The sequence below is a fragment of the Staphylococcus succinus genome (assembly GCF_029024945.1).
In the GTDB taxonomy this organism is placed as follows: Bacteria; Bacillota; Bacilli; order Staphylococcales; family Staphylococcaceae; genus Staphylococcus; species Staphylococcus succinus.
The window spans coordinates 1,369,205-1,394,775 of sequence record NZ_CP118976.1 but is presented as its reverse complement, the minus strand read 5'-3'; the positions used below and the strand labels follow the sequence as shown (position 1 = coordinate 1,394,775).

The following is a 25,571-nucleotide window of genomic DNA, read 5'->3' as shown; positions in this document are numbered from 1 at the left end:
GCATATGTTAAACAAGAAAAGTGATTATACACGAAAAGTTTGTGAATTTTTTCTCATTCTATAAAAATTGTTAGAAAATATTCACAATTATTTACCGTGTTCAGCTAATTGACGTATCACTTTTACTTCATGAGGTGTTAAAACTCTTCCTTCACCAGCATTAAGCCCTTTTAAATCTAATGGACCAAATTCGATGCGCTGTAATTTAGTTACTTCATGACCAAAATGTTCAAACATACGACGTACTTGGCGATTACGTCCTTCTGTAATAGTAATTTCTACAAGTGTAGTATTTCTATCTTTATCTTGATTTTTCACTTTAACTAATGCTGGTTGTGTTTTACCATCTTCTAAATCGATACCATGTTCTAATGCTTTAACTTCCTCACGCATCAAATACCCTTTTAGCTTAACAATATATTTTTTCTTAATTTTATAACGCGGGTGTGTCATAAGGTTTGTAAATTCACCATCATTTGTTAATAAAAGTAAACCAGATGTATCATAGTCTAAACGTCCAACTGGATAAATTCTTGTTTTAATTTGTTTGAAATAATCAGTGACTACTTTTCTACCTTTATCGTCTGATACGCTAGTAATAACTTGGGAAGGTTTGTAGAACAAGATATATATCTTATCTTCTTGCTCTAATCTTATGCCTTCAACATCAATGTTATCTGAGGGTTTTACTTTTGTACCTAATTCTGTAACTACAGACCCATTTACTTTTACCTTACCTTCTGAAATTAAGGCTTCGGCTTTACGACGTGAAGTATACCCACTATTTGCAATTCGTTTTTGTAATCTCTCTAAATCTTTATTCATTATTTTCTCCTTTTTGATTCACTAAATTACTGAAAAATGCTTCTATTTCTTCATCTTCTTCATCAGTAGTTGGCAAATCATCTAAATGTTCAATACCGAATACATTTAAAAATAATTCAGTAGTATAAAGTTGTTGGCTTCTTGAATCGGCTTCATCTCTCGCTTCGATTAATCCTCTTGCAATTAATGTTTTAACAGCACCATCAGAATTTATACCTCTAATCATTTCTATATCACTTCTCGATAAAGGTTGGTTATATGCAATAATGGACAAAGATTCCATTGCTGCTTGTGATAATTTCATTTTTGACTTTTGTTCAATTAAACGTTCTATATAGTCCGAAGCCTCTTTCTTAGTTGTTAACACATAAGTTTGACCAAAGTGTTGAATCACTAAACCATCCGCTTCATATTCAGCAACAATTTGTGACAACGTAGATCGATCTATTTCTAGTATTTCAAGTAATTGTTTTTCTTCTAAGCCTTCATCACCGGCTGTATAGAGTAATGCTTCTAGTATACCGTTATAGTTCAATGCCATAGTTTACTCCTCTTAATATATTGATATCATCAAAACTTTTCAGTTGTTCAATGTTAACAACCCCTGATTTAGACATTTCTAAAATCGCTAAGAAATGCGTAACCACCATTTCTATAGGTTCAGTAAAATTGAACAAACTAAAAAAATTGAACGAATCATGTTGTTGTAAACGGTCATTAACTTGTGAGGTTGCTTGTTGTATTGTAAAAGTTTCTTTACGTATGTCCACAGTTTTTGGGGTATTAAAGTCAACGCGGTTTTTCACTTTTTGATATGCGATGATTAATTCAGTTAAATCAATAGTATTGTCGGGATTCCAAGTTTCATTAGATTCTAAATGTGTTAAATCCGTTGGGTGCTTTGAATAATAGTTGGCGCGTTCGGATTTTTTATCATTCAATATTTCTGTGTATGCTTTGTAGTTTTGATATTCGATTAACCTTCCAACTAAATCATCACGTGGATCATCATCTAATTCATCCACTTCATCTGATTGCGGTAATAGCATTTTACTTTTAATCATAAGTAATTCTGAGGCCATAACTAAATATTCACTGGCAACATTAATCTCTAATTGATTCATGGCGTGAATATATTGCATATATTGTTCAGTTAAAGATTTCATCGGGATATCATAAATATCAATTTCAATTTTTTGTATGAGATGCAATAATAAGTCTAAAGGACCATTAAAAGCATCTAGTTTTACTTCGTACATATTTATCTACCTCATATTGCAAGTTAAGTGCGTATTTCACTAAAATATTATAGCATGTTTACAGTAAACATTTAAATTTGGAGCGGTTTTTATTATGGAAAATGCATTACAAGAATTTTATTATCAATTTCATACCAAGCAACACTACTTTCTATGCCATGATATTTTAGAAGAGGCATGGAAAGAGAACCCTTATTATAGTAAAGATGATGCTGTCGTCAGTTTAATTTTACTGGCTACAGGTTGTTATCACTATCGTCGTGAAAATAATGTCGGTGCAGTCAGATCTTTTAATAAAGCGTTACGTGTGATTAACCATAGTACCATCACTCATCACCTAGGCATCCAAATAGACGCTTATGAGAAAGTAATTCAAACACTAATAACAGCTGTTGAAAAGGGAAATCCATTTCTGCCAATTCAATTACCTTTAACTAAGACTATGAAACAATCTGTATTAGAACGCTATCCTGACTTTACATTAGTCCCTATCAAAGTTGAAGATAGTTATATTGTCAATCATCATCTAGAAAGGGATCGAACTGAAGTACATCAGGCCCGCCAACAAGCATTAAATAATCGACGCGCAAAAAGATAAATATCTACCAACAATTAACATTGTAATTATTAACCATACAATTACCTCGAACATCTTAAAAACACAAAAACACAGACAAGCTATTCGCCGAATAAACTTGTCTGTGTTTATGCACGTGGATGAAATTCATTATACATTTTGCGAATTTGTGATTTAGAAACGTGCGTGTATAATTGTGTAGTTGAAATGTCAGAATGTCCAAGCATTTCTTGTACAGCACGTAAATCAGCACCATTCTCAAGTAAGTGCGTGGCAAATGAATGCCTTAATGTATGTGGTGTTAAAGTTTTGTTAATATTAGCCTTGATACCATACTGTTTAATCATTTTCCAGATTGCTTGTCTGGATAATGGTTTACCATGCATATTTAAAAATAATACATTGGTTACAGTGTGTTTCAATAATTGGGGGCGTATATTTTCCATGTACAGAGTTAAGTATTCAATGACCGCATCACCAAGTGGGACAATACGTTCTTTATTACCTTTACCAAATACCTTAACAAAGCCCATGATAAGATTTACATCCTCTAGCTCAATTTGTATCAGTTCTGATACACGCATACCTGTTGCATATAATAATTCTAGCATTGTGCGGTCTCTATAACCATTGTTTTTTGAAAGATTAGGTGTTTCTAATAAATCAATAACTTCATTTATTTCTAATACATCAGGTAATTTCCTATCATACTTCGGCGTTTCTATTAATACTGTTGGATCTTTAGCAGCGTATTTTTCACGTAAAGCAAATTGATGAAAATTTCGAACTGTAGAGATAAAACGTGCTAAAGATTTTGCAGAAGCGCCTTCGTCGTGCAAATGACCTAGACATTGCTGAATCATTTGTCTATCAACAAAATCTATGTGACTTATTTTTTGGTCTGCTAAAAATGTTTCGTATTTGCGTAGATCTCTTCTATAAGCCCCGATAGTATTAGCACTTAATCCTTTTTCTAGCTGAATGAATTTTAAAAATTCATCAATAATCGTATCCATTTAACCACCTCTATTTATAAAAGCGTATGAATTTCTGTGATTATTTACCTTTGGCTTGGCAATCTGAACATACGCCATGAAACGTAAGACGATGATCTAATATTCTAAAGTTAAAATCATGTTCAACTTTATCTTCGACCTTAGGCAATAAATCTTCTTCTATTTCATCTACTTTGCCACATTCCATACATACAAGATGATGATGGAAATGCTTTGCACCTTCTTTACGTAAATCAAAGCGAGCTACACCATCTCCGAAATTAATTTTATCTACTACTTTCAATTCTGCTAACAATTCTAGTGTACGATAAACAGTAGCTAGTCCGATTTCCGGCGCCTTATCTTTAACTTTTAAATAGACGTCTTCAGCGCTTAAATGGTCTTTTTCATTTTCAATTAGAACTCTCAAAGTCGCCTCACGCTGTGGCGTTAATTTATAAGATGATTGTTGTAATTGTTGCTTCACGCGATTTAATCGTTCTTCCACGGAAGCCTCACTCCCCTACTAATAATTATAATCATTTTAATTTACATAATGATTTATATATAAAATACCAGTAATTGATAAAATACGCAAGTATGTTCGGCACCTTAATTGTAATGATTATAATTAAGTAATAGATGTTGTAAGGCAATAATCGTCTTAGCATCTTCTAATTCCTGGCTTTGTAATAACTTATTTATATCTTTTAAGTGATAAAATTCAAGTTCTATGAATTCATCATCATCTAAATTCATTTCGCCTTTTTTTAAATCTTTTGCTAAATAAATAGATATTTTTTCATTTGAAAATCCAGGTGAACCGTACATTTCAGTAATTAACTCTAAATTTTCTGCAATATACCCAGTCTCTTCTTCTAATTCTCGTTTGGCTGCCTCTTCTCTAATTTCATTTAGCTCTAATTTGCCAGCTGGAATTTCTAGCATTACCTTTTCTGCAGGCTTGCGAAATTGTTTTACAAGGATAACTTCGTTGCTCGGTGTTATCGCACATACAGCCACAGCACCATTATGATACACCAATTCTCGTTTAGATGTCTGACCATCGGGTAACACTACATCATGAACTTCTAAGTCAATAATGGCACCGTTGTAAATAGAATTTTTATGTATTGTTTTTTCGTATAAGTTCATTGCAATCACGTTCCTTTTAATTAATTTGAGTTATTGTTAAGATTAACATGTTGGTTAACATGGGAATAGTAAAATTAATTATCGGTTAATATTTACTTGGAATTACTTTATGATACGTTATCGTATTGATAATAGCTTTTAATACTTAGTTTTTATGAGAAATTTAATCTATTTCAAATGAATTTATGTAATTTTATTATGTTCCTAACCTATAGAATAGTGTATCGAAAGGGGAAAAGACATGCAAAAAAATATATTAAAAAGTGGTATTGAAATTTCTGAAATAGGTTTAGGTTGTATGAGTTTAGGTACAAATTATGCACAAGCAGAACCTATCATTGAACGTGCCATCGAACACGGTATCACTTATTTTGATACAGCGGATATATATGATAAAGGAATAAATGAAGAAATTGTTGGTCAAGCACTTAAAAAATATCAAAATAGAGATGATATTGTCATTGGTACAAAAGTTGGTAACCATTTAGCAGATGATGGTTCAACGTTTTGGGATCCTTCTAAAAAGTACATCAAAACTGCCGTTAAATCTTCCTTACAAAGATTAGGTCTAAATCATTTAGATTTATATCAATTACATGGTGGCACAATTGATGATCCACTAGATGAAACAATAAGTGCCTTTGATGAATTAAAAAAAGAAGGCGTGATACGTGCTTACGGCATCTCTTCTATTCGTCCAAATGTCATAGATTATTATTTAGAGCATAGTGAAATTGAAACATTGATGTCTCAATTAAATTTAATTGATAATAGACCAGAAGCATTATTGAATGCTATCCACGCTAAAAATGTTAAAGTATTAGCGCGAGGACCAGTGTTTAAAGGGTTGTTAACTGCCAATAGCAATCATGCATTAGATAGTAAATTCAGAGATGGTGTTTTTGAATATAGTAATCAAGAATTAGGCGAAACGATTGCTTCTGTTAAAGAGGTAGAAAGCAATTTAACTGGACTTACTTTTAAATATCTTACTTCTAAAGATCCAATCGGTTCAATTATTGTTGGGGCTAGTAGTATTGAACAACTAGATGAAAACATCAACAATTATGAGGCTTCTAAAGAAATAAGCTTCGAGATATTAAAAGCTGCTCGTGGACGCGTTAAAAACTTAGAATATACGCAACACCTTAAATAAACTTAATTAAAAAGCGTTAACACAATTCTGTCTGGATAATAATATTTCCATATAGATTGCGTTAACGCTTTTTAATTTATCATATTACCTATGTGACTAGCCTTTGTTTTTAAAAAATGAAGTAAAGTATTTTTCTAGTAATCTAGGAGCTAATTGATATAGTTTTAACATTCTATGCATCCACTTAGGTTCATTAATTTCATATTTACCATATATCATTCCATTTACGATTTGTTGCGCTAATTTATTAGGTTCCAACATAATAGCTTTATATTTTTGCGCATACATTAACGAAGGGTCTGCTTTTTCATGAAAAGGTGTTGCTATCGGACCAGTATTTACAGTAAGTATATGGTAATTGGGATGCTCAAGTCTCAGAGCATTGAGTACTTGATTAAAAGCGGCTTTACTTGCACCATAATGCGCAGCATAGGCTTGCGTTAAAAATGCAGACTGACTCCCTATGCCAACAATCGTTGGATACGCGCTAAAATAAGGTTGGATGGTAGCTAAAAGTATATTGAAATTGATGATATTCAATGTATATGTTTCAGTCATTTCATCGAGTGAATGTTGAGCTATTGATTTAAAATAACCTAAACCAGAACTATAAATCAAACCATCGATATTTTGATTTTTAAAATAATTTTTGAGATTTAATATTTGTGATTTAGATTGTAAATCACATTGAATGATGTTCAAATGATCAGTGCCGTATTGTACCTTCAGGTCATCTAATTTGTGTGGATTACGTGCTAATACTGTTACATAAGCTTTTTTATTTAATAAGTTACATAATATCGAGCGTCCTAGTCCGCTCGTACCTCCAGTTAATACATAATGCTTACCTATCATTATTATCCCTACCCTTTATCGATTTATACATATTATAAGTGAAATATCGGTAATCTGTCATGTCTTCAATGAAAACATTAGCCATATTTCAAAACTATGTTACGATAGGAACATAAAAACTTAGAGGAAGTGAAAAGTTCACATGAAACTAGTATTTTATGGTGCTGGTAATATGGCACATGCAATATTTACAGGTATCGTAAATTCAAAAATTATTGAATCTAACGATATTTATTTAACAAACAGGTCTAATGAAGTTGCACTTAAAGCGTATGCTGATGAATTGGGTGTCAATTATAGTTATGATGATGAAGCCTTACTTAAAGATGCTGATTATATATTTTTAGGCACTAAGCCTTATGATTTTGATGCATTAGCTGAGCGTATTCAACCTTATGTAAGCGAGAAAAATAAATTCATCTCTATTATGGCTGGATTACCAATGAGTTACATTCGTGAGCAACTGGGTTCAGATAATCCGATTGCGCGTATTATGCCTAATACAAATGCACACGTAGGCCATTCTGTAACTGGAATTAGTTTTTCAAGTAATTTCGGACCGAAATCCAAAGATGAAGTAGACGATTTAATTAACGCCTTTGGTTCAGCAATTGAAGTTTCTGAAGATCATTTACATCAAGTAACTGCAATTACTGGAAGTGGCCCTGCATTTCTTTATCACGTATTTGAACAATACGTAACAGCAGGCACACGTTTAGGACTTGAAAAATCACAAGTTGAAGAATCTATCCGTAACTTAATTATTGGAACGAGTAAAATGATTGAACGTTCAGATTTAAGTATGGAACAATTACGCAAAAACATTACTTCTAAAGGTGGCACAACACAAGCTGGTTTGAATGCACTTTCGCAATATGATTTAGAAAGTATATTTGAAGATTGTTTGCGTTCTGCAGTAAATAGAAGTGTTGAATTAGCAAGTCAAGATGAAGATTAAGCACTTTAAATAAATTTATAACAAATAAAAGCTGGTGAACACGTTTATGGTGTTCACCAGCTTTTATTTGTTATATTAAGTCAGTTATTTAAAATGACCAAGCATCAAAATCTTTAACAAAGATAAACGGTGGTGTCGAAGCTTTTGCCTTTAAAGATTGACTAATCGCTTCAACTTCAGTTGCTGTATAGCGATTACTAATATGTGTAATAAGCGTATACCCTACATGAGCTTCTTCTATTAAATTAAATACATCATCTATATGACTATGATGGTAATTATTCGCTAACATTTTGTCACCGTCAATATATGTACTTTCATGAACCATAACCGTCGCATCACGAGCGATTAAAAATTCATTTCTACATGGCATAGTGTCTCCAAATATTGCAATTACAGGCCCTTTTATCGCATCACCTTTAAATTGATTTGAATTATAAATGAGACCATTATACTCAAAAGTTTCGTTATTCTTCACATCTTGGTATTTTGGACCTGGTTCGAGGCCAATTTTCTTCAGTGCCTCAACATCAATTTTACCTGATGTATAAGGTGCTTCTATTCTATAACCAAAAGATGGGATACCATGATTTAACATATGTGCTTCAACGTTAAATCCATTGTGCTGATATGAAAGGTGATCTTCTATTTCTATATATGTGATTGGATAATTTAATTTAGATTCAGATAACTTTAATGTTGTTTCAATAAAGGATTTTATACCTTTTGGTCCCACAACTGTCAAAGGCTTACCTTCCCCACCCTGAAATGACCGACTAGTTAATAAGCCAGGCAAACCAAAAATGTGATCACCATGCATATGCGTTATAAATATATGATCTACTTTGCCTAATTTTATAGAGTGATGTAGTATCTGATGCTGTGTTCCTTCCCCTACATCAAATAACCAAATACTATTTGAATAAGGCTCTAAATTTAATGCAATCGCTTGTGTGTTTCTTTCTTTAGTTGGTAGACCTGCACTCGTACCAAAAAATGTGATTTCCATGCATATGCCTCCTCTTCTTGTTCACATTTTATCATATTAAATATAAAAAAATATATTAAATTTGAATACTTTTAAGCAAAAAGGTATGAACATTAACGAATATTGTTCTATAATAAACAGAGATTTATAAAAAGAATTGAGGTTTTGATCTTGAATACTAGAAATAAAGATATTCCATGCTTAATAACAATATTTGGAGCGACTGGTGATCTAAGTCATAGAAAATTATTTCCATCATTATTCCACTTATATCAGCAAGAAAATTTAAATGAACAAATTGCAATTATTGGAATTGGTAGAAGAGACTTAACAAATGATGACTTCCGTAGTCAAGTGAAGTCATCAATTCAAGAACATGTGAAAGATACGAAACATCTTGATAAGTTTATGGAGCATGTTTTTTATCATAAACATGATGTGAGTGATGAAGCGAGCTATCAGTCATTATTAGAAGTAAGTAATAAATTAGACACAGAATTCCAATTACAAGGTAACAGAATGTTTTACTTAGCGATGGCACCGAAATTCTTTGGTGAAATTTCTGATTACTTGAAATCTTCTGGATTAACAAATACAGATGGATTTAAACGTTTAGTTATTGAAAAACCATTTGGTAGTGACCTTGAATCAGCAGAACAACTAAATGAACAATTACGCCGTTCATTTAAAGAAGAAGAAATTTACCGTATTGATCATTATTTAGGTAAAGATATGGTGCAAAATATAGAAGTACTTCGCTTTGCTAATGCAATGTTTGAACCACTATGGAATAATAAATACATTTCTAATATCCAAGTAACATCTTCAGAGGTCTTAGGTGTTGAAGATAGAGGTGGCTATTATGAATCTAGTGGTGCTTTAAAAGATATGGTACAAAATCATATGCTACAAATGGTTGCGCTTTTGGCAATGGAAGCACCTATTAGTTTAAATAGTGCAGATATTAGAGCTGAAAAAGTAAAAGCATTAAAATCATTACGTAAGTTAGAAGCTGAAGAAGTTAGACAAAACTTTGTTCGTGGTCAATATGATGAAGGCACGATTAAAGGTGAAACAGTTAAACGTTATAGAGATGAGGATCGTGTTTCAGAAGATTCAACGACACCTACTTTTGTTGCAGGTAAATTAACAATTGATAACTTCAGATGGGCCGGCGTACCTTTCTATATCAGAACTGGTAAACGAATGAAGAGTAAGACAATACAAGTTGTAGTTGAATTTAAAGAAGTTCCTATGAATTTATACTATGAAACTGAGAAAAAATTAGACTCTAACTTACTTGTAATCAATATCCAGCCAAATGAAGGTGTTTCATTACATTTAAATGCGAAGAAAAATGTTCAAGGCATCGAAACAGAACCCGTTCAATTATCTTATGCTATGAGTGCTCAAGATAAGATGAATACTGTTGATGCATACGAAAACTTATTATTTGATTGCTTAAATGGTGATGCAACAAACTTTACACATTGGGAAGAATTGAAATCTACATGGAAATTTGTAGACGCAATACAAGAAGAATGGAATCAAAATGAACCTGAATTCCCGAACTATCAATCCGGTTCAAATGGACCACTTGAAAGTGATTTACTCTTGAGTAGAGATGGCTTCCATTGGTGGGATGACATTCATTAAACTACTATTTTAGTGAATGTCATCAAAGCAATAACGCATGTGTAAAAATACATTTGTGTTGTTGCTTTTTTCTTATGCTAATTTTGTGTTATGATTTAATCTATTCAGTATCTACGCTACATATAAAGGGATTTGTATTTACATTTTACCCCATTTAACTTTATTAGATGTAAGCAACACAATAATAATGTAAAATATAATTACTTAAGTAATTCTTAGATTAAAGATATAAAGTTAAAAGATAGTTATAACAGTAATTGTAAAATTAGGAGTGAAAGTTTTGGACGTTATCAAGCAAATACAACAGGCAATTGTTTATATTGAGGATCATTTGCTAGAGCCTTTTCATTTGCAAAAACTCAGTGATTACGTTGGTCTTTCACCTTATCACCTCGATCAATCTTTTAAGATGATTGTAGGACAATCTCCAAGTGAATATGCAAGAGCACGTCGTATGACCGTAGCTGCTAAGGAGATTATTAGTGGCTCAAGTCGTTTGATTGATATAGCTAAAAAATATCATTATAGTGATGCGAACGAATTTGCTAATGATTTTAGTGATTTTCATGGCGTTTCGCCTATTCAAGTGAATACAAAACGCGAAGATCTTCACATGTTACCTAGACTCTATATCAAACTAACAACTACAGAAAAACCACCATACCCCTATCGTTTGGAAGATACACCAAACCTTTCGCTTGTTGGTTACGCGCAATTTATCGATGCGAACGAGTTAGAAAACCCATTTAAAGTACCTGATATACTAGAAGATTTATTAGTTGAAGGTAAGATAGAGGAGTTACAACACTATAATGATGTGAGTCCTCATGAATTATTTGTTGTGAATTGTCCTTTGGATCAGGGCATGGAAGTATTTGTAGGCGTTCCAAGCGAAAGATACCCAGATCATTTGGAAAATCGAATTCTTCCTGAAAGACAATACGCTAAGTTTAATTTACAAGGTGATATAGATTATGTCATTAATGAAGCTTGGTATTACATTGAAACAAGCTTACAAATGACGCTTCCTTATGAACGTGACAGTTTATATGTAGAAGTTTATCCCTTTAATTTATCTTTTGACCACAGTTTTACTAAAGTTCAATTATGGATGCCTGTCGATCAGGAACAATATGATTATTATGATGAATAAAACATCCCTCTAACAAATGGTAATGTGCTTAGAACTATATATGTTAGAGGGATGTTTATGTAAAAATTTGATTACAAAGTCACTATAAAGGCTTCAAACGGCCTTAGTTCATTTACATGAATAATTCTATCGTTATAATTATGAAGCAATACGCAGTTTGATGAAAAAATGAATGTTTCCGGTAAGTTGAGAGTTGCTGTTTGGTCTGTTAAATTACCTACTATTAACATGCGTTCATCATTGAATTCTCTTAAGTAAGCAAAGACGCGCTCATTTTCTTCATCGACAAGTGTAAAAGAACCATACGTTAAGATATCATGCGTTTTTTTGACTTGTATCATGGATTTATAAAAATTTAAAATTGAATTTGGATTTTGTTGTTGTGCTGCTACATTTATCTTTCTATAGTTTGGGTTAACTGGAAACCATGGTTCATGCTTAGAAAATCCAGCGAATGAACTATCATCCCATTGCATGGGTGTGCGTGAATTATCTCTGTTTTCCATTTTATGTTTTTCTAATAATGCATTAACATCCCCGTGTTGATCCTTAACAATATTATATTCATTAACTACTGCAACATCATTAAATGTTTCTATATTTTTGAAAGGATAGTTTGTCATACCGATCTCTTGTCCTTGATAAATAAAGGGAGTCCCCTTTTGCAAGAAATAAACTAAGGCATGACTTGTAGCAGATTCATACCAAAAATTTTTATCATCCCCCCACGTTGAAACGCGACGAGGTTGATCGTGGTTTTCAATAAACAGAGCATTCCACCCTATGTCTTCTAAATTGTTTTGCCAAGCATTCAAAACTGCTTTGTATGCTCTAACATCAAATTGCACATCCTCAGTATTCCATAATCCTAAGTGTTCAAATTGGAAAATCATATTAAATTTTCCTTTTTCTTCGCCTACCCATGCTTCGGCATTGTTAGGCGTCACACCATTAGCTTCACCTACAGTCATAATGTCATATTTACTTAATGATTTATCTTTCATTTCTTGAAGCCACGTTTGAATGCCGGGTTGATTCATATCTACGTCAAATGCAGGTGCATATGTTTTCCCTTCAGGCACAGGTAGGTCACCAGCTTCAAATGTTTTTTTAATATGCGTAATAGCATCAACTCTAAAACCATCTATACCTTTCTCGAACCACCAGTTCATCATTTTATATATTGCTTCTCTTACATCAGGGTTAGACCAATTTAAATCAGGTTGTTTTTTACTAAATAGATGGAAATAATATTGTTCTGTTTGTGCATCGTATTCCCATGTTGAACCATTAAATATACTTTCCCAATTATTGGGTTCTGAACCATCTTCTTTTGGATCTTGCCATATATACCAATCTCTTTTAGGATTATTTTTATTAGATTTAGATTCTATAAACCATGGATGTTCATCAGACGTATGATTTACAACTAAGTCTAGTATTAACTTCATCCCTCTTTGATGAATACCTTCTAATAATTGGTCAAAGTCATCCATAGTACCAAATTCTGACATGATGGCCTGATAATCACTAATATCATATCCATTGTCATCGTTAGGTGATTGGTACATAGGGCTAAGCCAAATAATATCAATACCTAATGCTTCGATATAATCTAACTTTTCAATAACACCTTGTAGATCGCCAATACCATCATCATTGGAATCATTAAAACTACGAGGATAAACTTGATATGCTACTGCTTCTTTCCACCATTTTTTATTCATCACATATCTCCTTCATTCGATTTTTTGTAGAAATTCGATGAACTATATTTGTTTTTATGAATCTATTATATTGTTTTATAGGTTGTCCTTGTATAAGATCAATAACTGATGCCCCGGCCACTTCCCCTAATAGCTTAGGATTAATATTCACAGCAGTTTGAGGAGGAGAAGCAAATTCATTTAAATAAGAATCATTAAACGTCGCTGTATGGAGATCATCTGGTATTTTGATTTTTAATTCGTATAACACACTTAATACCATATGGTTCAGCATCGTATCAGATGTGATTATAGCAGTTGGCAACTGGTTATCGCTGCACAATTTTTTAAAATATGCCAGTATATCATCGCGTTGCATTTCAAAATGAATAATATTTGAAATAATGTCATTTTGCTGAACAATATCTTTAAATCCCTCTATACGATCATTCACAACCTCATAATCGCCTTTTTCAGCGACAAATAGTATATTTGAATGCCTAGACTCAATTAACGATTGTGTAAGCTCTCTTGAAGCCTTTACATTATCATTATCAATATGTATTGCTTTATTGTTTCCAAGTGCTTTACCTATTACAACATAGGGGATTTCTTGTTCGATAAGAATATTTTCAATCTCATCGTTTTGTTTAGAATATAATAATATAAACCCATCTAAAGAATGATAATTAATCATACGATCAACTTCATTTTGCAAATCTTCATAAGCTTCGCTAGTCGTAGATATTGTCGCATAGTTACACGCTTTACATTTATTGTAAATTCCAATAAGCACATCAATCATAAATGGGTTTTGTTTTATTTCATTATGTCCACTTTTTTGTATAATGCCTATTGTATTGGACTGTTTTGTAACTAAAGTCCTAGCCGCATTATTGGGTTGATATTCTAATTGTTCCATAGCAGCTTTAACCTTAATTTTAGTCTTCTTACTTATATGAGGATTATCACTCATTACACGTGAAACAGTTGATGGAGCTACGTTGGCAGCTTTTGCAACATCTTTAATTGTAACCACTAGAATCATCCTTTATCATTGATTTTAAAGCGCTTTCTTCCAACTATATTAGAGTGAAAGTATAATGTCAAAAGATAAATGCAATCGTTTGCATTTATAGATAATTATTGCTTTTTAAAATAATTCACAAAAAAAAGACTCGAAATAAATTTCGAGTCTTGAGTAATACTTATCGTTTATTCTTCAATCCATTGCGTGTGGAATACGCCTTCACGATCTTTACGTTCATAAGTATGAGCGCCAAAATAATCGCGTTGCGCTTGGATTAAGTTTGCTGGTAAGTCCTCTGAACGATAACTATCATAATAATTGATACTTGCAGAGAAACCAGGTGTTGGTACACCATTTTGTACGCCAGTTGCCACTACATCACGTAACGCATCTTGGTAATTTGTAACGATATCTTTGAAGTAAGGATCTAATAATAGATTGTTTAATTCAGTATCATTGTCATACGCTTCTTTAATTTTTTGTAAGAATTGCGCACGAATAATACAACCTTCACGCCAAATCATTGCTAATTCTCCAAGTTTTAAATTCCATTCATTGTCATCGCTAGCTTTTCTCATTTGAGCAAAACCTTGTGCATATGAACATATTTTACTCATGTAAAGTGCTTTGCGAATTTTTTCTAAGAATTCTTCTTTATTACCTTCGAATTTAGAAGATGGTCCATTTAATTGTTTTGAAGCATTTACACGTTCTTCTTTAATTGATGAGATAAAACGAGCAAATACAGATTCAGTAATAATTGTTAATGGAATACCTAATTCTAAAGCGTTAATTGAAGTCCATTTACCTGTACCTTTTTGTCCAGCAGTATCTAAAATCTTTTCAACTAAAGGACCATTTGTTTCATCATCCAATTTAGTGAAGATATCACCAGTTATTTCAATTAGGTAACTTGAAAGTTCACCAGCGTTCCAATCTTTAAAAGTTTTAGATATTTCTTCATGAGACATACCAAGTAAATCTTTCATCATAGCGTAACTTTCTGCAATTAATTGCATATCCGCATATTCGATACCGTTATGCACCATTTTTACATAGTGACCAGCACCGTTTGGACCGATATAAGCTACACATGAAGCGCCATCTTTAGCCTTAGCTGAAATAGCTTCTAATATATCGCTTACTTTATCGAAAGCTTCTTGTTGTCCACCTGGCATTAATGAAGGTCCAGTTAAGGCACCAACTTCTCCACCTGATACACCCATGCCGATAAAGTTAACACCACTTTCAGCTAACGCTTTATTACGTCTGATTGTATCTTGATAATTAGTGTTACCACCATCGATTAAGATATCATCATTATCTAATAATGGTAATAAGCTTTCTATTGTAGCATCCGTTGCAGGACCTGCTTTTACCATTAATAAAATCTTGCGGGGTTTTTCTAAAGAATTTACAAACTCCTCAATAGAGTATGTTGGATGGATATTCTTCCCTTCAGATTCTTTAACCATTTCATCTGTTTTTTCAGAAGAACGGTTAAAGACTGAAACGTTATATCCACGTGATTCGATATTCCAAGCAAGGTTCTTGCCCATTACAGCTAAACCTACTACACCAATTTGTTGTGCCATTATACTAACCTCTCTTATTAAAGTTTTCTAGTACATTGTATCATAAAGCGTATATAATAATCACTAAATCAGTTTTCAGATTTTTTTGTAATAATTTCTACGATTTTTAAAAGCTGTTCTGCCAACAGATTTAACGACTCAATTGGCATACGTTCATTTGTTGTATGAATATGCTCATATCCCACACCTAAGATTACTGTAGGTATACCTAAACCATTGATTATATTACCGTCTGAGCCACCGCCTCCAACTGTTGTTTTAGGGTTTAATCCTAATGAGACTGCGCTAGCTTTAGCAATATTTGTAACTGTTTCTGTATCTGATACTGTGAAACCAGGATAGCTTTTAGTAATTTGAACTTCTGCGGAGCCGCCATATTTATTTGCTACTTTTTCAAATACAGCTTTCATATGTTCGACTTGTTCTTGTATACTTTCGTCCGAATGTGAACGAGCTTCAGCATTAAGGGTAACTTTATCAGCTACAATATTTGTAGCTGATCCACCTTCAAAGCGCCCAATATTGGCCGTTGTATATTCATCAATTTTACCTAATTTCATTTCACTTACTGCTTTAGATGCAATATTAATCGCACTCACACCTTTATCTGGCATACTAGCATGTGCTTTTTTACCATAAATGGTTGCATCAATCTTCATCTGTGTCGGTGCTCCAATTACAGTAGTGCCAACGGGCATGCTGGCATCAACTGCGTATCCAAAATCAGCATCTAATAATGATTGATTTAAATGCTTAGCGCCCTCTAATCCTATTTCTTCAGCCACAGTAATAACAAATTGAATTTGCCCGTGTGGAATCCCCTGTTCAATAAGTGTTTGAACCATCTCTAATATAGACGCTAAACCTGCTTTATCATCTGCACCTAATACCGTTGTACCGTCAGAATAAATGTAACCATCTTCTTTTATTATAGGTTTGATATCAATACCTGGTACAACTGTATCCATATGGCTAGTAAAATATATTTTATTTATGTATGGATCATTAATATTAGATTTTAAAGTGCAAATTAAATTATTAGCACCCAACCCTTCATTTTCTCCTGCTTGATCTTCTACGACATCTAATCCTAATGCTGCGAATTTTGCTTTAAGTACTTTTTGTATTTCAGTTTCATTACCACTTTCAGAATTAATTTGAACTAATTCTAAAAATGTATCTAATAGTCGTTGTTTATTTATCATGTATATCCCCCGTCAATTATGCAAAATAATATAATCTCTTTTTTTAATTTTAAGTCATGCCTTTAAGTTTATCGAAATATCGAATAAATCAAAACTAATCTGTTTCTAATTTAAATTCGTCCTATGATATAATACAATGGTAAATGTAGTATAGATAAGTAAATAATATTGCCATTAATGTACTATTATATAATATATTTAAGATTTGGAGGAATAATCTTTGAGTAATAACAAAGTGTTGAGAGTTATTATCGTAGTGATGTTAATAGCTGTTATACTTGCCTTAGTTTTAACAAGTGTAGTTCCATTGGTAAACTAAGTATTGAATTTTATAAGTATACATCGAATCGAGTCTTTTTATTAATTAAATAACTTAACAGTAACCACATTTTATTCTATTACTGTAAAGATGCATCTTATTACATATTGATGTTTCATTTACTCCAATGAATGACTTGTGGTTTTTAATTCTTTCTTCTCTTAACATATCCTAAACGCTATTTTCTACTTAACCAATAAAAAAAGTAACTTCGAAATAATAATCGAAGTTACTTTTTACTTATTATAAGTAGGTTGCTTTAGCGTCATTATGCAGAACCAGTGAACCAAATTGTGATTTTATCACTAAGTACTCTTCAAGTTCGTTAATAAGCTGTATTAAGCTAGCACGAGTCCTAAACGATGCATGAGAGTTTGGTAATTCAAGTTCATTCATTTCCAATCGTATTTCATATAATGAATGTAACCTTAAGACAGTATAATCATTACTATTCACATTACTTGCAACTTCCGCAAACAAAGCAGATAGTTTGGATAATAAGCAATCCTTCGTTTCTATATTTTGAATCATTAAAGCCATTCTGCGTAATAATTCTAACTGCTCTTCTCTCATATCAAAATAATGATAATAAGAATTTTCATTGCGAACAAAGTGATTTTTAACATCTCTAAATGCTATAGATTTCGCTTTACTAATTGTAAATTTTAAATTTTCAAAAGATATATCTAAAGTTTGACTTGGATTTTGACAAGTTTTGCTATATGTTTCAAAAATAGATGTAAATTGATCTTCAATTTGTTGTTTATATTGTTTTAAGGTGCTATCTAAGCTTGGCATAATTAAATTCATTAAAAATGCAATCCCTAAACCTATAACCAATAATAGAATTTCATTAAAAATCAAGTGCATATCTATGGTTTTAGCGTTAAAGACATGTAGTAAAATGACACAACTAGTGACTACACCTTCTTGAACATTAAAAACGACTGTAAGTGGGATAAATAGTAATACAATTAGCCCTAAAACAATCGCATGTTGCCCTAATAAATTAAAAATTAATGAACCGATAGCGAGTATCATCAGGCAAGATACAAAACGAGACACAATCGCTTGGACAGAATGCACTTTTGTATGTTTGATACAAAGCACAACTAGTATTGCACTAGAAGCAAAATTATCGAGTCCTATTAACTTAGCAATAATAATTCCTAGTGCCATACCGATTGCTGTCTTGATCGTTCTAAATCCGATTCGATATGGATTTAAACGCTTCATATTCACTCCCTATCTTTCGTCACAATATGAGTCAAATAAGTTTTGTAATTGCGAGATAACATCCATTACATCATGACCTTCAATTTGATGACGTTCAATCATTTGTGCAATTTTGCCATCTTTAATTAATGCGAATGATGGGCTAGATGGTGCATAACCCTCAAAATAATCTCTAGCTTGTTGCGTAGCTTCTTTATCTTGTCCCGCAAAAACTGTAACAAGACGGTCTGGTAATTTATCATAATGTAAGGCATGCGTAGCTGCTGGTCTTGCAATACCTCCAGCACAACCACATACAGAATTCACCATCACTAATGTAGTGCCTTGTTGTTGTAATACTTTATCAACTTCATCAGCAGTTGTTAATTGCTCATAGCCTGCTTCTTCAATTTCATTTCGTGCTTGATTAACAACATCTGTCATATATAAATCAAAATTCAAATCCATAATAACGTCACCTTTCATTTCATAATTATTACTTTAATTCTACTAATATATATACAATAGTTCAACATGTGTGTTTAGACTGATTAAATAAATTTGCAATTGATTTAAAAATTAAGGGTAATCCACATAAAATTATTAATTATATAGTTATGTTTTAACTAGAAAAATCTTTGAATTAAAAAAACATTTACAAAAGTTAATAATTTGTATTTTTTAGCATTTAAAGAACTGTCCTTAATAAAAGGTTTTGGTTTAAATATTTAACTACAAAGGTTAACATAACATAAATATAGGTAACTAATATCGTTAAAAAACGCACGCTTCGACTTATTTATCGAAGCGCGCTTGTTAAAATGAGTTAGATTGTGCTATAAAAACGTAAAATACTTTAATAAATACTTGTATGTTCAACTGAATATTGTTCAATACGTGTTTTGACAAAATTCATGAACCTACCTGCTTGTAAACCATCTAATATACGATGGTCAATCGATAGACATAAGTTTACCATATTGCGAATAGCGATCATATCATCAATTACAACTGGTTTCTTGATTACTGACTCAATTTGTAAAATTGCAGCTTGGGGATGATTGATAATCCCCATTGATGATACAGAACCAAAAGTTCCAGTGTTATTCACTGTAAATGTACCGCCTTGCATGTCCTCTGAACGTAATTTTTTATTACGTGCTTTCTGTGCAAGCTCATTAATTTCACGTGCGATACCTTTAATTGATTTTTCATCTGCATTTTTAATCACTGGCACATATAATTTATCTTCATCTGCCACTGCTATAGAAACATTCACATCTTTATGCATAATAATTTCTGAATCCTGCCAACTACTATTTAGTAATGGATATGCTTTTAATGCTTCAGCGACAGCTTTGACGAAGAATGCAAAGAAAGTTAAGTTATATCCTTCACTTTCTTTGAAACTCTGTTTGTGATGATTACGTGTTTTGACAAGGTTTGTTGCATCAGCTTCAACCATCATCCAAGCATGTGGAATTTCATTCACACTGTTTACCATATTTTGAGCGATTTGTTTACGTACACCGTTAACTGGTATTGAAGAACCAGGAGAAGGTTCATTGTATTTTGCTTGATGCGTTACTTTTGGTGAATCTTTAGGCGCAACTGCCGTTGATGGTGTCTTATTTGTACCTTCTTTGATTACTTTCTCAATGTCTTTTTTAGTTACGCGGCCTTCAAAGCCCGTACCAATAACTTGGGATAAATCAATTTGATTTTCGGAAGCAAGTTTAAAGACTACTGGCGAATAACGGCCATTATTTTTAGCTTCATTTCCATTTGCTGTGCTTTCATGTTCAGATGAAGTAACGGCCGTTGTTGTTTCTTTAGGCGTGTCATTGTTATTATCTGTTGCGCTATCTTTTACTGTTTCTTCAGCAGTATCAAGATGACATATTACGCGTCCTACTTCAACAGTTGTACCTTCTTCTACTACAATTTCTGTGATTGTTCCAGCATAAGACGAAGGTACCTCTGCTGTAACTTTATCTGTAATAACTTCACATAAAGGGTCATATTCTTCAACAATATCGCCTACAGAGACAAGCCATTGTTCGATTGTACCTTCATGCACACTTTCGCCAAGTTTAGGCATTTTAATTTCCATGATTGTGCCTCCTTAGAATTCTGCAAGTTCTCGCATTTTAATTTTTATCTTATCGGGATTAATCATAAACTCATCTTCAAGTGTCGGCGCAAAAGGCATTGAAGGTACATCAGGCCCTGCAAGCCTCATAATTGGTGCATCTAAATCAAACAAACAATTTTCAGAAATAATGGCAGAAACTTCCGAAATAATACTGCCTTCTAAATTATCTTCAGTTACAAGCAAAACTTTACCTGTTAATTTAGCTCTTTCAATAATTGTTTCCTTATCTAATGGATAGACAGTACGTAAATCAACCACTTCAACATTGATACCATCTTCTGACAACATATCAGCAGCTTGGATGCAATAATTCACACATAATCCATATGTAAATACTGTAATATCATCACCTTCACGTTTCACATCTGCTTTTCCAATTGGTACCGTATAGTATGCTTCTGGAACTTCTTCTTTAAGCAAGCGATAAGCTTTTTTATGTTCAAAGTATAATACTGGGTCATTTGACTCAATAGATGCAAGAAGTAATCCTTTAGCATCATATGGTGATGATGGAATTACAATAGTTAAGCCTGGCGTAGAGGCAAAAATGGATTCTACACTTTGAGAATGGTATAGTGCTCCATGAATACCTCCTCCAAATGGTGAACGAATCGTAATTGGACTATGGAAATCGTTATTAGAGCGATAACGCATTTTTGCAGCTTCACTCATGATTTGATTAGTAGCTGGCAAAATGTACTCTGCAAATTGAATTTCTGCAACTGGTCGCTTGCCTAACATTGCAGCACCAATACTCGTACCTACAATATTAGATTCTGCCAATGGTGTATCTAACACACGTGCTTCTCCATACTTTTCTTGTAAGCCTAAAGTAACACCAAATACGCCACCTTTTTTACCTACATCTTCTCCTAAGATAAATACATCATTATCCTTTTCCATTGCTTGATCTAAGCCTTGGTGGATAGCGTCTAAGTAAGATAATTTAGCCATTATTTATGCTCCCTTCTTCATATACATGTGTATACGTCTCTTCTGGCGATGGATAAGGTGCTTTTTCAGCTTCTTTGGTAGCTTGATTAATAATATCTTTGTGTTCTTTTTCAATTTCTGACAACCAATTATTATCAATAATTCCTTCTTCAAGTAAAAATTCTTTGAATCTAAGATTACAATCTAAAGATTTTAATTCATCTCGTTCTTCTTTCGTACGATATTTGTCATCATCATCAGAAGAGTGTGCGGTCATTCTCGTACACATTGCTTCAATAAGTGTTGATCCACCACCATTTAAGCCGCGTTCTCTCGCTTCTTTCATCGCTTTATACATTGCAATAGGATCATTTCCATCCACAGTTTCACCATGCATACCATAACCGATAGCTCGATCTGATAGTTTTTCTGCACCATATTGTAATGAATTCGGAACTGAAATTGCATATTTATTGTTCTCAATCACACAGATGAATGGCAAGTCATGAACACCGGCAAAATTTAAACCTTCATGAAAATCACCCTGGTTTGAGCTTCCTTCACCTACTGTTGTCATTGCGATATTGGATTTATTATCCATTTTTAAAGCTAATGCAGCACCAACAGCATGTACAATTTGTGTACCTACTGGTGAACTTTGTGAAAGTATACCTTTTTCTCTTTTACTAAAATGTGATGGCATTTGTTTACCACCCGAGCTAATATCATCTCGCTTACCAAATGCAGACAACATTGTTTCCAAAGGTGTCATACCTAAATAAGTTACTAGTGCTAAGTCTCGGTAATATGGCGAAGAAATATCTCCTTCTTCCATTGCATACGCCATGCCTATTTGGGCTGCTTCTTGTCCCTGGCAGCTTATAACAAAAGGTATTTTGCCCGCGCGGTTTAATAACCACATACGTTCATCAATTTTTCGTCCTAAATCCATCCATTTGTACATTGCTTGTAAGTCTTCTTTTTCAAGACCTACTGATTTATAATCAAACATGCTATTTCCTCCTTAATTAAACATGAATCGATCTATTTTCCACTTTTAAGCCTAATTCCATCAATACTTCAGATAGAGAAGGATGTGCGTGTGTTGTTAATCCAAGTTCTAATGTTGAACCATTCATAAACTGGAGTAAAGATACTTCATTGATAAGTTCTGTAACATGTGGTCCTATCATATTAAGTCCCAATACAGTATCCGTTTCTTGATCGATTACAATTTCACAAAAACCGCTTTGGTTTTTAGTATCTTCAATAACGGCTTTTCCTATTGCTTTAAATGGCACTTTAAAAGAACGTGCCTTACTGTTTTCCGCTTTAGCTTGCTCAATATTTTTACCGATGCTTGCTACTTCCGGTTGCGTATATATACATCTAGGCATTTTATTATAATCAATTGGCAACGGTGATGCATCAAACATATGCTCAATTGCGATAATACCTTCTTTTGAACCTACATGAGCGAGTTGTAACTGACCAATACAATCACCAGCAGCATAAATATGAGTATCTTCAGTTTGTTGATATTCATTTACAATAATATGCTGTTTATCTGTTAACTTAATCTTAGTATTATTTAAACCAATATCATCCGTGTTAGGTTTACGACCAATTGAAACTAAGGCTTTTTCAAAAATTACATCACTATCATTTAAAGTGATTGTAATTTGGTTGTCTTCAACTTTGATATTGTCTCCAGACAACTGTGTATTTTCATAAAAAGTAACACCACGTTTAGTTAAGTCCTGTTTCAATGTTTGAGCAACCGATTTACTCTCCGTTGGTAAAATACGCTCGCCTGCTTCTATGATTGAAACTTCAACGCCAAAATCACACATCAATGATGCAAATTCTAAACCAATGACTCCGCCACCGATAATAGCAAGGGATTGTGGTAGTTTTTCAATTTTTAAAATATCATCACTAGATAACACAACATTATGATCGAATGGTAAAAATGGTAGTGCCATTGGTGTAGAACCAGTACAAATTAGCACATTATTATTAGGTATTAATTCTGATTCTCCATCTTCATACTCTACTGAAATCGTTCCACTTTGAGGTGAAAAAATTGATGGGCCTAGAATACGTCCTGTTCCATTAAATACATCAATTTTATTATGTTTCATTAAATGGTTCACACCATTATACATTTGGTTAACTACTTCGCTTTTACGTTCTTGTATACGCGCAAAATTTAATTTGAACGCATCTATATCTATACCATATTCACTTGCTTCCGTTACTGTTTGCATAACTTCTGCTGATTTTAAAAGTGCTTTTGTAGGTATACATCCTTTATGTAAGCAAGTACCGCCCAGTAGTGAATTTTCAACAAGCGCAACCTTTTTTCCAAGTTGCGACGCCCTAATTGCGGATACATAGCCTGCTGTGCCACCACCAAGTATTACTAAGTCATATTGTTCTTCTGACATGTTTTGACTCCTAACTATTTGTTTTAGCTTAGTCGAATGCATTTTCTATAAATAATATGCGGACTGCTAAAGTTATATTTCTTATTCACCGAGAAACATGATTACTCAATCTATATAGAATGAATAACACCGCTTATTTAACATTAAAAAATAAGCGCTCAGTCATGCTACGATAATTGTTTCATTTTAAAACGCAGCCGCTTTTAGTACGTTACGTTTAGACATATGATGCATTCCAACATCATATGGAATGATTTGTCACCGGATTATTACACCAAAAACAGTAATCCATTTATTTTAAACATAGCAATGAAACCACCTTCTATAATCAAAAAGTGATTCATTAATCTATCATATCCTCTTATAGTTTACATCAAATAACTGAGTTATAAAATTAAAAACTCACTTTTAATTGAAATTATTAATTATTTAAAATTAAAAATTAACTTAAAATTAACTAATTACTCTAAGTGCTAATAATAAAGACTCTAATTTATTTTGCTTAGTATCTGTCCTAGAAGTAAGTACAATCGGAAATTTTGCACCTAACACTAGACTTGCAACACTTGCATTACCAAAGTATATGAAGGATTTATATAATGCGTTCCCAACATCTATATGTGGAACAACCAAAGCATCCACATCCCCAGCTACAGAGGACTTTATATTTTTTTTAATAACACTTTCCATACTTATAGCGTTATCAAATGCTAGTGGACCGTCCACAATAAGATGGGGATTATTGTCCCGATTAAATGTATACTTAATTTTTTCCGCATCTGTAGAGGAAGGAATTTTTCTTGATGGTGCTTCCACAGAAGATAACAAGCCCACTTTGAACTGTTGATAGCCTAAATCTTCACTGAATTTCGCTAAATTTTTTATAATTTGCTTTTTTTCCTCTACTGTTGGCATGTGATTAAGTGCTACATCACTCAACATCAAAGTCTTATGATAATTTGGAATATTAAAGCACGCAACGTGGTTTATAAAACCACGATCACTTATAAAATTTCGATTACTCAGGATAAATGATAACATCGTTGAGGATTTCAAATTACCTTTCATAAGTAAATTAATCTTACCTCTTGATAAATGTTCAGCACATGCTTTAAACATCTTGTATTCATCTTCATACGTTAATATATGAATTCTATTGAGAAGCTGGGCATCTACATCAAATGATCTAATGATTTCAGTCGGGTCTTGTGTATCGTAAAGAAAAACGTCTATTTTTGTCATAGTGAGTGCCGACATAACGACGGATAGCATTTTTTCATCATTGGCATAAATAATAGCTACGTTACCGTCTAATATCTCGGAATGTTCAATTAAATGTTGGTATTGCATTTAAATCAACACCTTTCTATTTTTGTAAAGCAACTT

At 32.8% G+C, this 25,571-nt stretch carries 25 protein-coding genes; 6 read left to right on the top strand and 19 right to left on the bottom strand.

The window, feature by feature from the left end; all coding sequences use genetic code 11:
- Positions 1–87 precede the first annotated feature (87 nt).
- Genes PYW31_RS06860 through PYW31_RS06850 form a run of 3 tightly spaced genes read right to left on the bottom strand, consistent with a single transcriptional unit; the run spans position 88 to position 2,084 of the window.
- Complete coding sequence (locus PYW31_RS06860) at positions 88–825, bottom strand: pseudouridine synthase (protein WP_046836495.1); 738 nt, start codon at positions 823–825, stop codon at positions 88–90.
- On the bottom strand, positions 818–1,366 hold the full coding sequence (gene scpB / locus PYW31_RS06855) for an SMC-Scp complex subunit ScpB (protein ID WP_046836496.1): 549 nt from the start codon (positions 1,364–1,366) through the stop codon (positions 818–820). The genes PYW31_RS06860 and scpB overlap by 8 nt, the downstream gene beginning before the upstream one ends.
- Positions 1,350–2,084, bottom strand: a complete 735-nt coding sequence (locus tag PYW31_RS06850; protein ID WP_046836497.1) for a segregation and condensation protein A — start codon at positions 2,082–2,084, stop codon at positions 1,350–1,352. Before PYW31_RS06850 ends, scpB begins: the two co-directional genes overlap by 17 nt.
- A 94-nt stretch (positions 2,085–2,178) precedes the next feature.
- Between PYW31_RS06850 and PYW31_RS06845 the strand changes: the two genes are divergently transcribed.
- Positions 2,179–2,682, top strand: a complete 504-nt coding sequence (locus PYW31_RS06845; RefSeq protein ID WP_046836498.1) for a DUF309 domain-containing protein — start codon at positions 2,179–2,181, stop codon at positions 2,680–2,682.
- A gap of 107 nt (positions 2,683–2,789) precedes the next feature.
- Here PYW31_RS06845 and xerD read toward each other — a convergent pair whose 3' ends face one another.
- From xerD to PYW31_RS06830, 3 genes are all read right to left on the bottom strand, one after another.
- Positions 2,790–3,677 carry a site-specific tyrosine recombinase XerD gene (xerD, locus tag PYW31_RS06840; RefSeq protein WP_046836499.1) on the bottom strand — a complete coding sequence of 296 codons (888 nt, stop codon included), beginning with the start codon at positions 3,675–3,677 and terminating at the stop codon, positions 2,790–2,792.
- A gap of 40 nt (positions 3,678–3,717) precedes the next feature.
- Positions 3,718–4,164, bottom strand: coding sequence for a ferric iron uptake transcriptional regulator (gene fur / locus PYW31_RS06835; protein ID WP_046836500.1), 447 nt, complete (start codon positions 4,162–4,164; stop codon positions 3,718–3,720).
- Positions 4,165–4,268: 104 nt separating this feature from the next.
- A complete protein-coding gene (locus tag PYW31_RS06830) occupies positions 4,269–4,811 on the bottom strand; it encodes an NUDIX hydrolase (RefSeq protein WP_046836501.1) in 543 nt (180 codons plus the stop codon).
- 241 nt (positions 4,812–5,052) lie between these two features.
- Here PYW31_RS06830 and PYW31_RS06825 point away from each other — a divergent pair, with 241 nt between their 5' ends.
- Positions 5,053–5,967: an aldo/keto reductase gene (locus tag PYW31_RS06825; protein ID WP_046836502.1), complete on the top strand. Its 915-nt coding sequence runs from the start codon at positions 5,053–5,055 to the stop codon at positions 5,965–5,967.
- A 96-nt stretch (positions 5,968–6,063) separates the two neighbouring features.
- On the opposite strand, the gene PYW31_RS06820 is transcribed toward PYW31_RS06825, so the two are convergent.
- Positions 6,064–6,822 carry an SDR family NAD(P)-dependent oxidoreductase gene (locus PYW31_RS06820; RefSeq protein WP_046836503.1) on the bottom strand — a complete coding sequence of 253 codons (759 nt, stop codon included), beginning with the start codon at positions 6,820–6,822 and terminating at the stop codon, positions 6,064–6,066.
- 142 nt (positions 6,823–6,964) lie between these two features.
- Between PYW31_RS06820 and proC the strand changes: the two genes are divergently transcribed.
- Complete coding sequence (gene proC / locus PYW31_RS06815) at positions 6,965–7,780, top strand: pyrroline-5-carboxylate reductase (RefSeq protein WP_046836504.1); 816 nt, start codon at positions 6,965–6,967, stop codon at positions 7,778–7,780.
- Between the two features lie 88 nt (positions 7,781–7,868).
- Here proC and rnz read toward each other — a convergent pair whose 3' ends face one another.
- Positions 7,869–8,789 (bottom strand): ribonuclease Z, encoded by a 921-nt coding sequence (rnz, locus tag PYW31_RS06810; RefSeq protein ID WP_046836505.1) that lies wholly within the window; start codon positions 8,787–8,789, stop codon positions 7,869–7,871.
- 150 nt (positions 8,790–8,939) lie between these two features.
- Here rnz and zwf point away from each other — a divergent pair, with 150 nt between their 5' ends.
- Both zwf and PYW31_RS06800 read left to right on the top strand, forming a co-directional pair.
- Complete coding sequence (gene zwf, locus PYW31_RS06805; protein WP_046836506.1) at positions 8,940–10,424, top strand: glucose-6-phosphate dehydrogenase; 1,485 nt, start codon at positions 8,940–8,942, stop codon at positions 10,422–10,424.
- 280 nt (positions 10,425–10,704) lie between these two features.
- Complete coding sequence (locus tag PYW31_RS06800) at positions 10,705–11,577, top strand: AraC family transcriptional regulator (protein ID WP_046836507.1); 873 nt, start codon at positions 10,705–10,707, stop codon at positions 11,575–11,577.
- 71 nt (positions 11,578–11,648) lie between these two features.
- Here PYW31_RS06800 and PYW31_RS06795 read toward each other — a convergent pair whose 3' ends face one another.
- The 4 genes from PYW31_RS06795 to PYW31_RS06780 all read right to left on the bottom strand — a co-directional run bounded on the left by PYW31_RS06795 (position 11,649) and on the right by PYW31_RS06780 (position 17,113).
- Complete coding sequence (locus PYW31_RS06795) at positions 11,649–13,304, bottom strand: glycoside hydrolase family 13 protein (protein ID WP_046836508.1); 1,656 nt, start codon at positions 13,302–13,304, stop codon at positions 11,649–11,651.
- The gene (locus PYW31_RS06790; RefSeq protein WP_046836509.1) at positions 13,297–14,322 is read right to left on the bottom strand and encodes a LacI family DNA-binding transcriptional regulator; all 1,026 of its coding nucleotides are present in this window, start codon (positions 14,320–14,322) and stop codon (positions 13,297–13,299) included. The genes PYW31_RS06795 and PYW31_RS06790 overlap by 8 nt, the downstream gene beginning before the upstream one ends.
- A 176-nt stretch (positions 14,323–14,498) precedes the next feature.
- Positions 14,499–15,908, bottom strand: a complete 1,410-nt coding sequence (gene gndA, locus PYW31_RS06785) for an NADP-dependent phosphogluconate dehydrogenase (RefSeq protein ID WP_046836510.1) — start codon at positions 15,906–15,908, stop codon at positions 14,499–14,501.
- Between the two features lie 68 nt (positions 15,909–15,976).
- On the bottom strand, positions 15,977–17,113 hold the full coding sequence (locus PYW31_RS06780; RefSeq protein WP_046836511.1) for a M20/M25/M40 family metallo-hydrolase: 1,137 nt from the start codon (positions 17,111–17,113) through the stop codon (positions 15,977–15,979).
- 220 nt (positions 17,114–17,333) lie between these two features.
- On the opposite strand from PYW31_RS06780, the gene prli42 reads away from it, so the two are divergent.
- Positions 17,334–17,432 carry a stressosome-associated protein Prli42 gene (prli42, locus tag PYW31_RS06775; RefSeq protein ID WP_153019309.1) on the top strand — a complete coding sequence of 33 codons (99 nt, stop codon included), beginning with the start codon at positions 17,334–17,336 and terminating at the stop codon, positions 17,430–17,432.
- A 243-nt stretch (positions 17,433–17,675) separates the two neighbouring features.
- Here prli42 and PYW31_RS06770 read toward each other — a convergent pair whose 3' ends face one another.
- The 7 genes from PYW31_RS06770 to PYW31_RS06740 form a co-directional block, all read right to left on the bottom strand.
- A complete protein-coding gene (locus PYW31_RS06770; RefSeq protein ID WP_046836512.1) occupies positions 17,676–18,668 on the bottom strand; it encodes an aromatic acid exporter family protein in 993 nt (330 codons plus the stop codon).
- Positions 18,669–18,677: 9 nt separating this feature from the next.
- Positions 18,678–19,115, bottom strand: a complete 438-nt coding sequence (gene brxB, locus PYW31_RS06765; RefSeq protein WP_046836513.1) for a bacilliredoxin BrxB — start codon at positions 19,113–19,115, stop codon at positions 18,678–18,680.
- A gap of 388 nt (positions 19,116–19,503) precedes the next feature.
- Positions 19,504–20,760, bottom strand: a complete 1,257-nt coding sequence (locus tag PYW31_RS06760) for a dihydrolipoamide acetyltransferase family protein (RefSeq protein WP_046836514.1) — start codon at positions 20,758–20,760, stop codon at positions 19,504–19,506.
- Between the two features lie 12 nt (positions 20,761–20,772).
- Positions 20,773–21,756 carry an alpha-ketoacid dehydrogenase subunit beta gene (locus PYW31_RS06755; protein WP_046836515.1) on the bottom strand — a complete coding sequence of 328 codons (984 nt, stop codon included), beginning with the start codon at positions 21,754–21,756 and terminating at the stop codon, positions 20,773–20,775.
- Positions 21,749–22,747: a thiamine pyrophosphate-dependent dehydrogenase E1 component subunit alpha gene (locus PYW31_RS06750; protein WP_046836516.1), complete on the bottom strand. Its 999-nt coding sequence runs from the start codon at positions 22,745–22,747 to the stop codon at positions 21,749–21,751. Before PYW31_RS06750 ends, PYW31_RS06755 begins: the two co-directional genes overlap by 8 nt.
- A 16-nt stretch (positions 22,748–22,763) precedes the next feature.
- Positions 22,764–24,185, bottom strand: a complete 1,422-nt coding sequence (lpdA, locus tag PYW31_RS06745; protein WP_046836517.1) for a dihydrolipoyl dehydrogenase — start codon at positions 24,183–24,185, stop codon at positions 22,764–22,766.
- 453 nt (positions 24,186–24,638) lie between these two features.
- Positions 24,639–25,535, bottom strand: coding sequence for a phosphate acyltransferase (locus PYW31_RS06740; protein ID WP_046836518.1), 897 nt, complete (start codon positions 25,533–25,535; stop codon positions 24,639–24,641).
- Positions 25,536–25,571: the final 36 nt, after the last annotated feature.

Coding starts and splice junctions, on each gene's coding strand:
- PYW31_RS06860 (WP_046836495.1), bottom strand. CDS start 825: ATGAATAAAGATTTAGAGAGATTACAAAAACGAATTGCAAATAGTGGG.
- scpB (WP_046836496.1), bottom strand. CDS start 1,366: ATGGCATTGAACTATAACGGTATACTAGAAGCATTACTCTATACAGCC.
- PYW31_RS06850 (WP_046836497.1), bottom strand. CDS start 2,084: ATGTACGAAGTAAAACTAGATGCTTTTAATGGTCCTTTAGACTTATTA.
- PYW31_RS06845 (WP_046836498.1), top strand. CDS start 2,179: ATGGAAAATGCATTACAAGAATTTTATTATCAATTTCATACCAAGCAA.
- xerD (WP_046836499.1), bottom strand. CDS start 3,677: ATGGATACGATTATTGATGAATTTTTAAAATTCATTCAGCTAGAAAAA.
- PYW31_RS06830 (WP_046836501.1), bottom strand. CDS start 4,811: ATGAACTTATACGAAAAAACAATACATAAAAATTCTATTTACAACGGT.
- PYW31_RS06825 (WP_046836502.1), top strand. CDS start 5,053: ATGCAAAAAAATATATTAAAAAGTGGTATTGAAATTTCTGAAATAGGT.
- PYW31_RS06820 (WP_046836503.1), bottom strand. CDS start 6,822: ATGATAGGTAAGCATTATGTATTAACTGGAGGTACGAGCGGACTAGGA.
- proC (WP_046836504.1), top strand. CDS start 6,965: ATGAAACTAGTATTTTATGGTGCTGGTAATATGGCACATGCAATATTT.
- rnz (WP_046836505.1), bottom strand. CDS start 8,789: ATGGAAATCACATTTTTTGGTACGAGTGCAGGTCTACCAACTAAAGAA.
- PYW31_RS06795 (WP_046836508.1), bottom strand. CDS start 13,304: ATGAATAAAAAATGGTGGAAAGAAGCAGTAGCATATCAAGTTTATCCT.
- gndA (WP_046836510.1), bottom strand. CDS start 15,908: ATGGCACAACAAATTGGTGTAGTAGGTTTAGCTGTAATGGGCAAGAAC.
- PYW31_RS06780 (WP_046836511.1), bottom strand. CDS start 17,113: ATGATAAATAAACAACGACTATTAGATACATTTTTAGAATTAGTTCAA.
- PYW31_RS06770 (WP_046836512.1), bottom strand. CDS start 18,668: ATGAAGCGTTTAAATCCATATCGAATCGGATTTAGAACGATCAAGACA.
- brxB (WP_046836513.1), bottom strand. CDS start 19,115: ATGGATTTGAATTTTGATTTATATATGACAGATGTTGTTAATCAAGCA.
- PYW31_RS06760 (WP_046836514.1), bottom strand. CDS start 20,760: ATGGAAATTAAAATGCCTAAACTTGGCGAAAGTGTGCATGAAGGTACA.
- PYW31_RS06755 (WP_046836515.1), bottom strand. CDS start 21,756: ATGGCTAAATTATCTTACTTAGACGCTATCCACCAAGGCTTAGATCAA.
- PYW31_RS06750 (WP_046836516.1), bottom strand. CDS start 22,747: ATGTTTGATTATAAATCAGTAGGTCTTGAAAAAGAAGACTTACAAGCA.
- lpdA (WP_046836517.1), bottom strand. CDS start 24,185: ATGTCAGAAGAACAATATGACTTAGTAATACTTGGTGGTGGCACAGCA.
- PYW31_RS06740 (WP_046836518.1), bottom strand. CDS start 25,535: ATGCAATACCAACATTTAATTGAACATTCCGAGATATTAGACGGTAAC.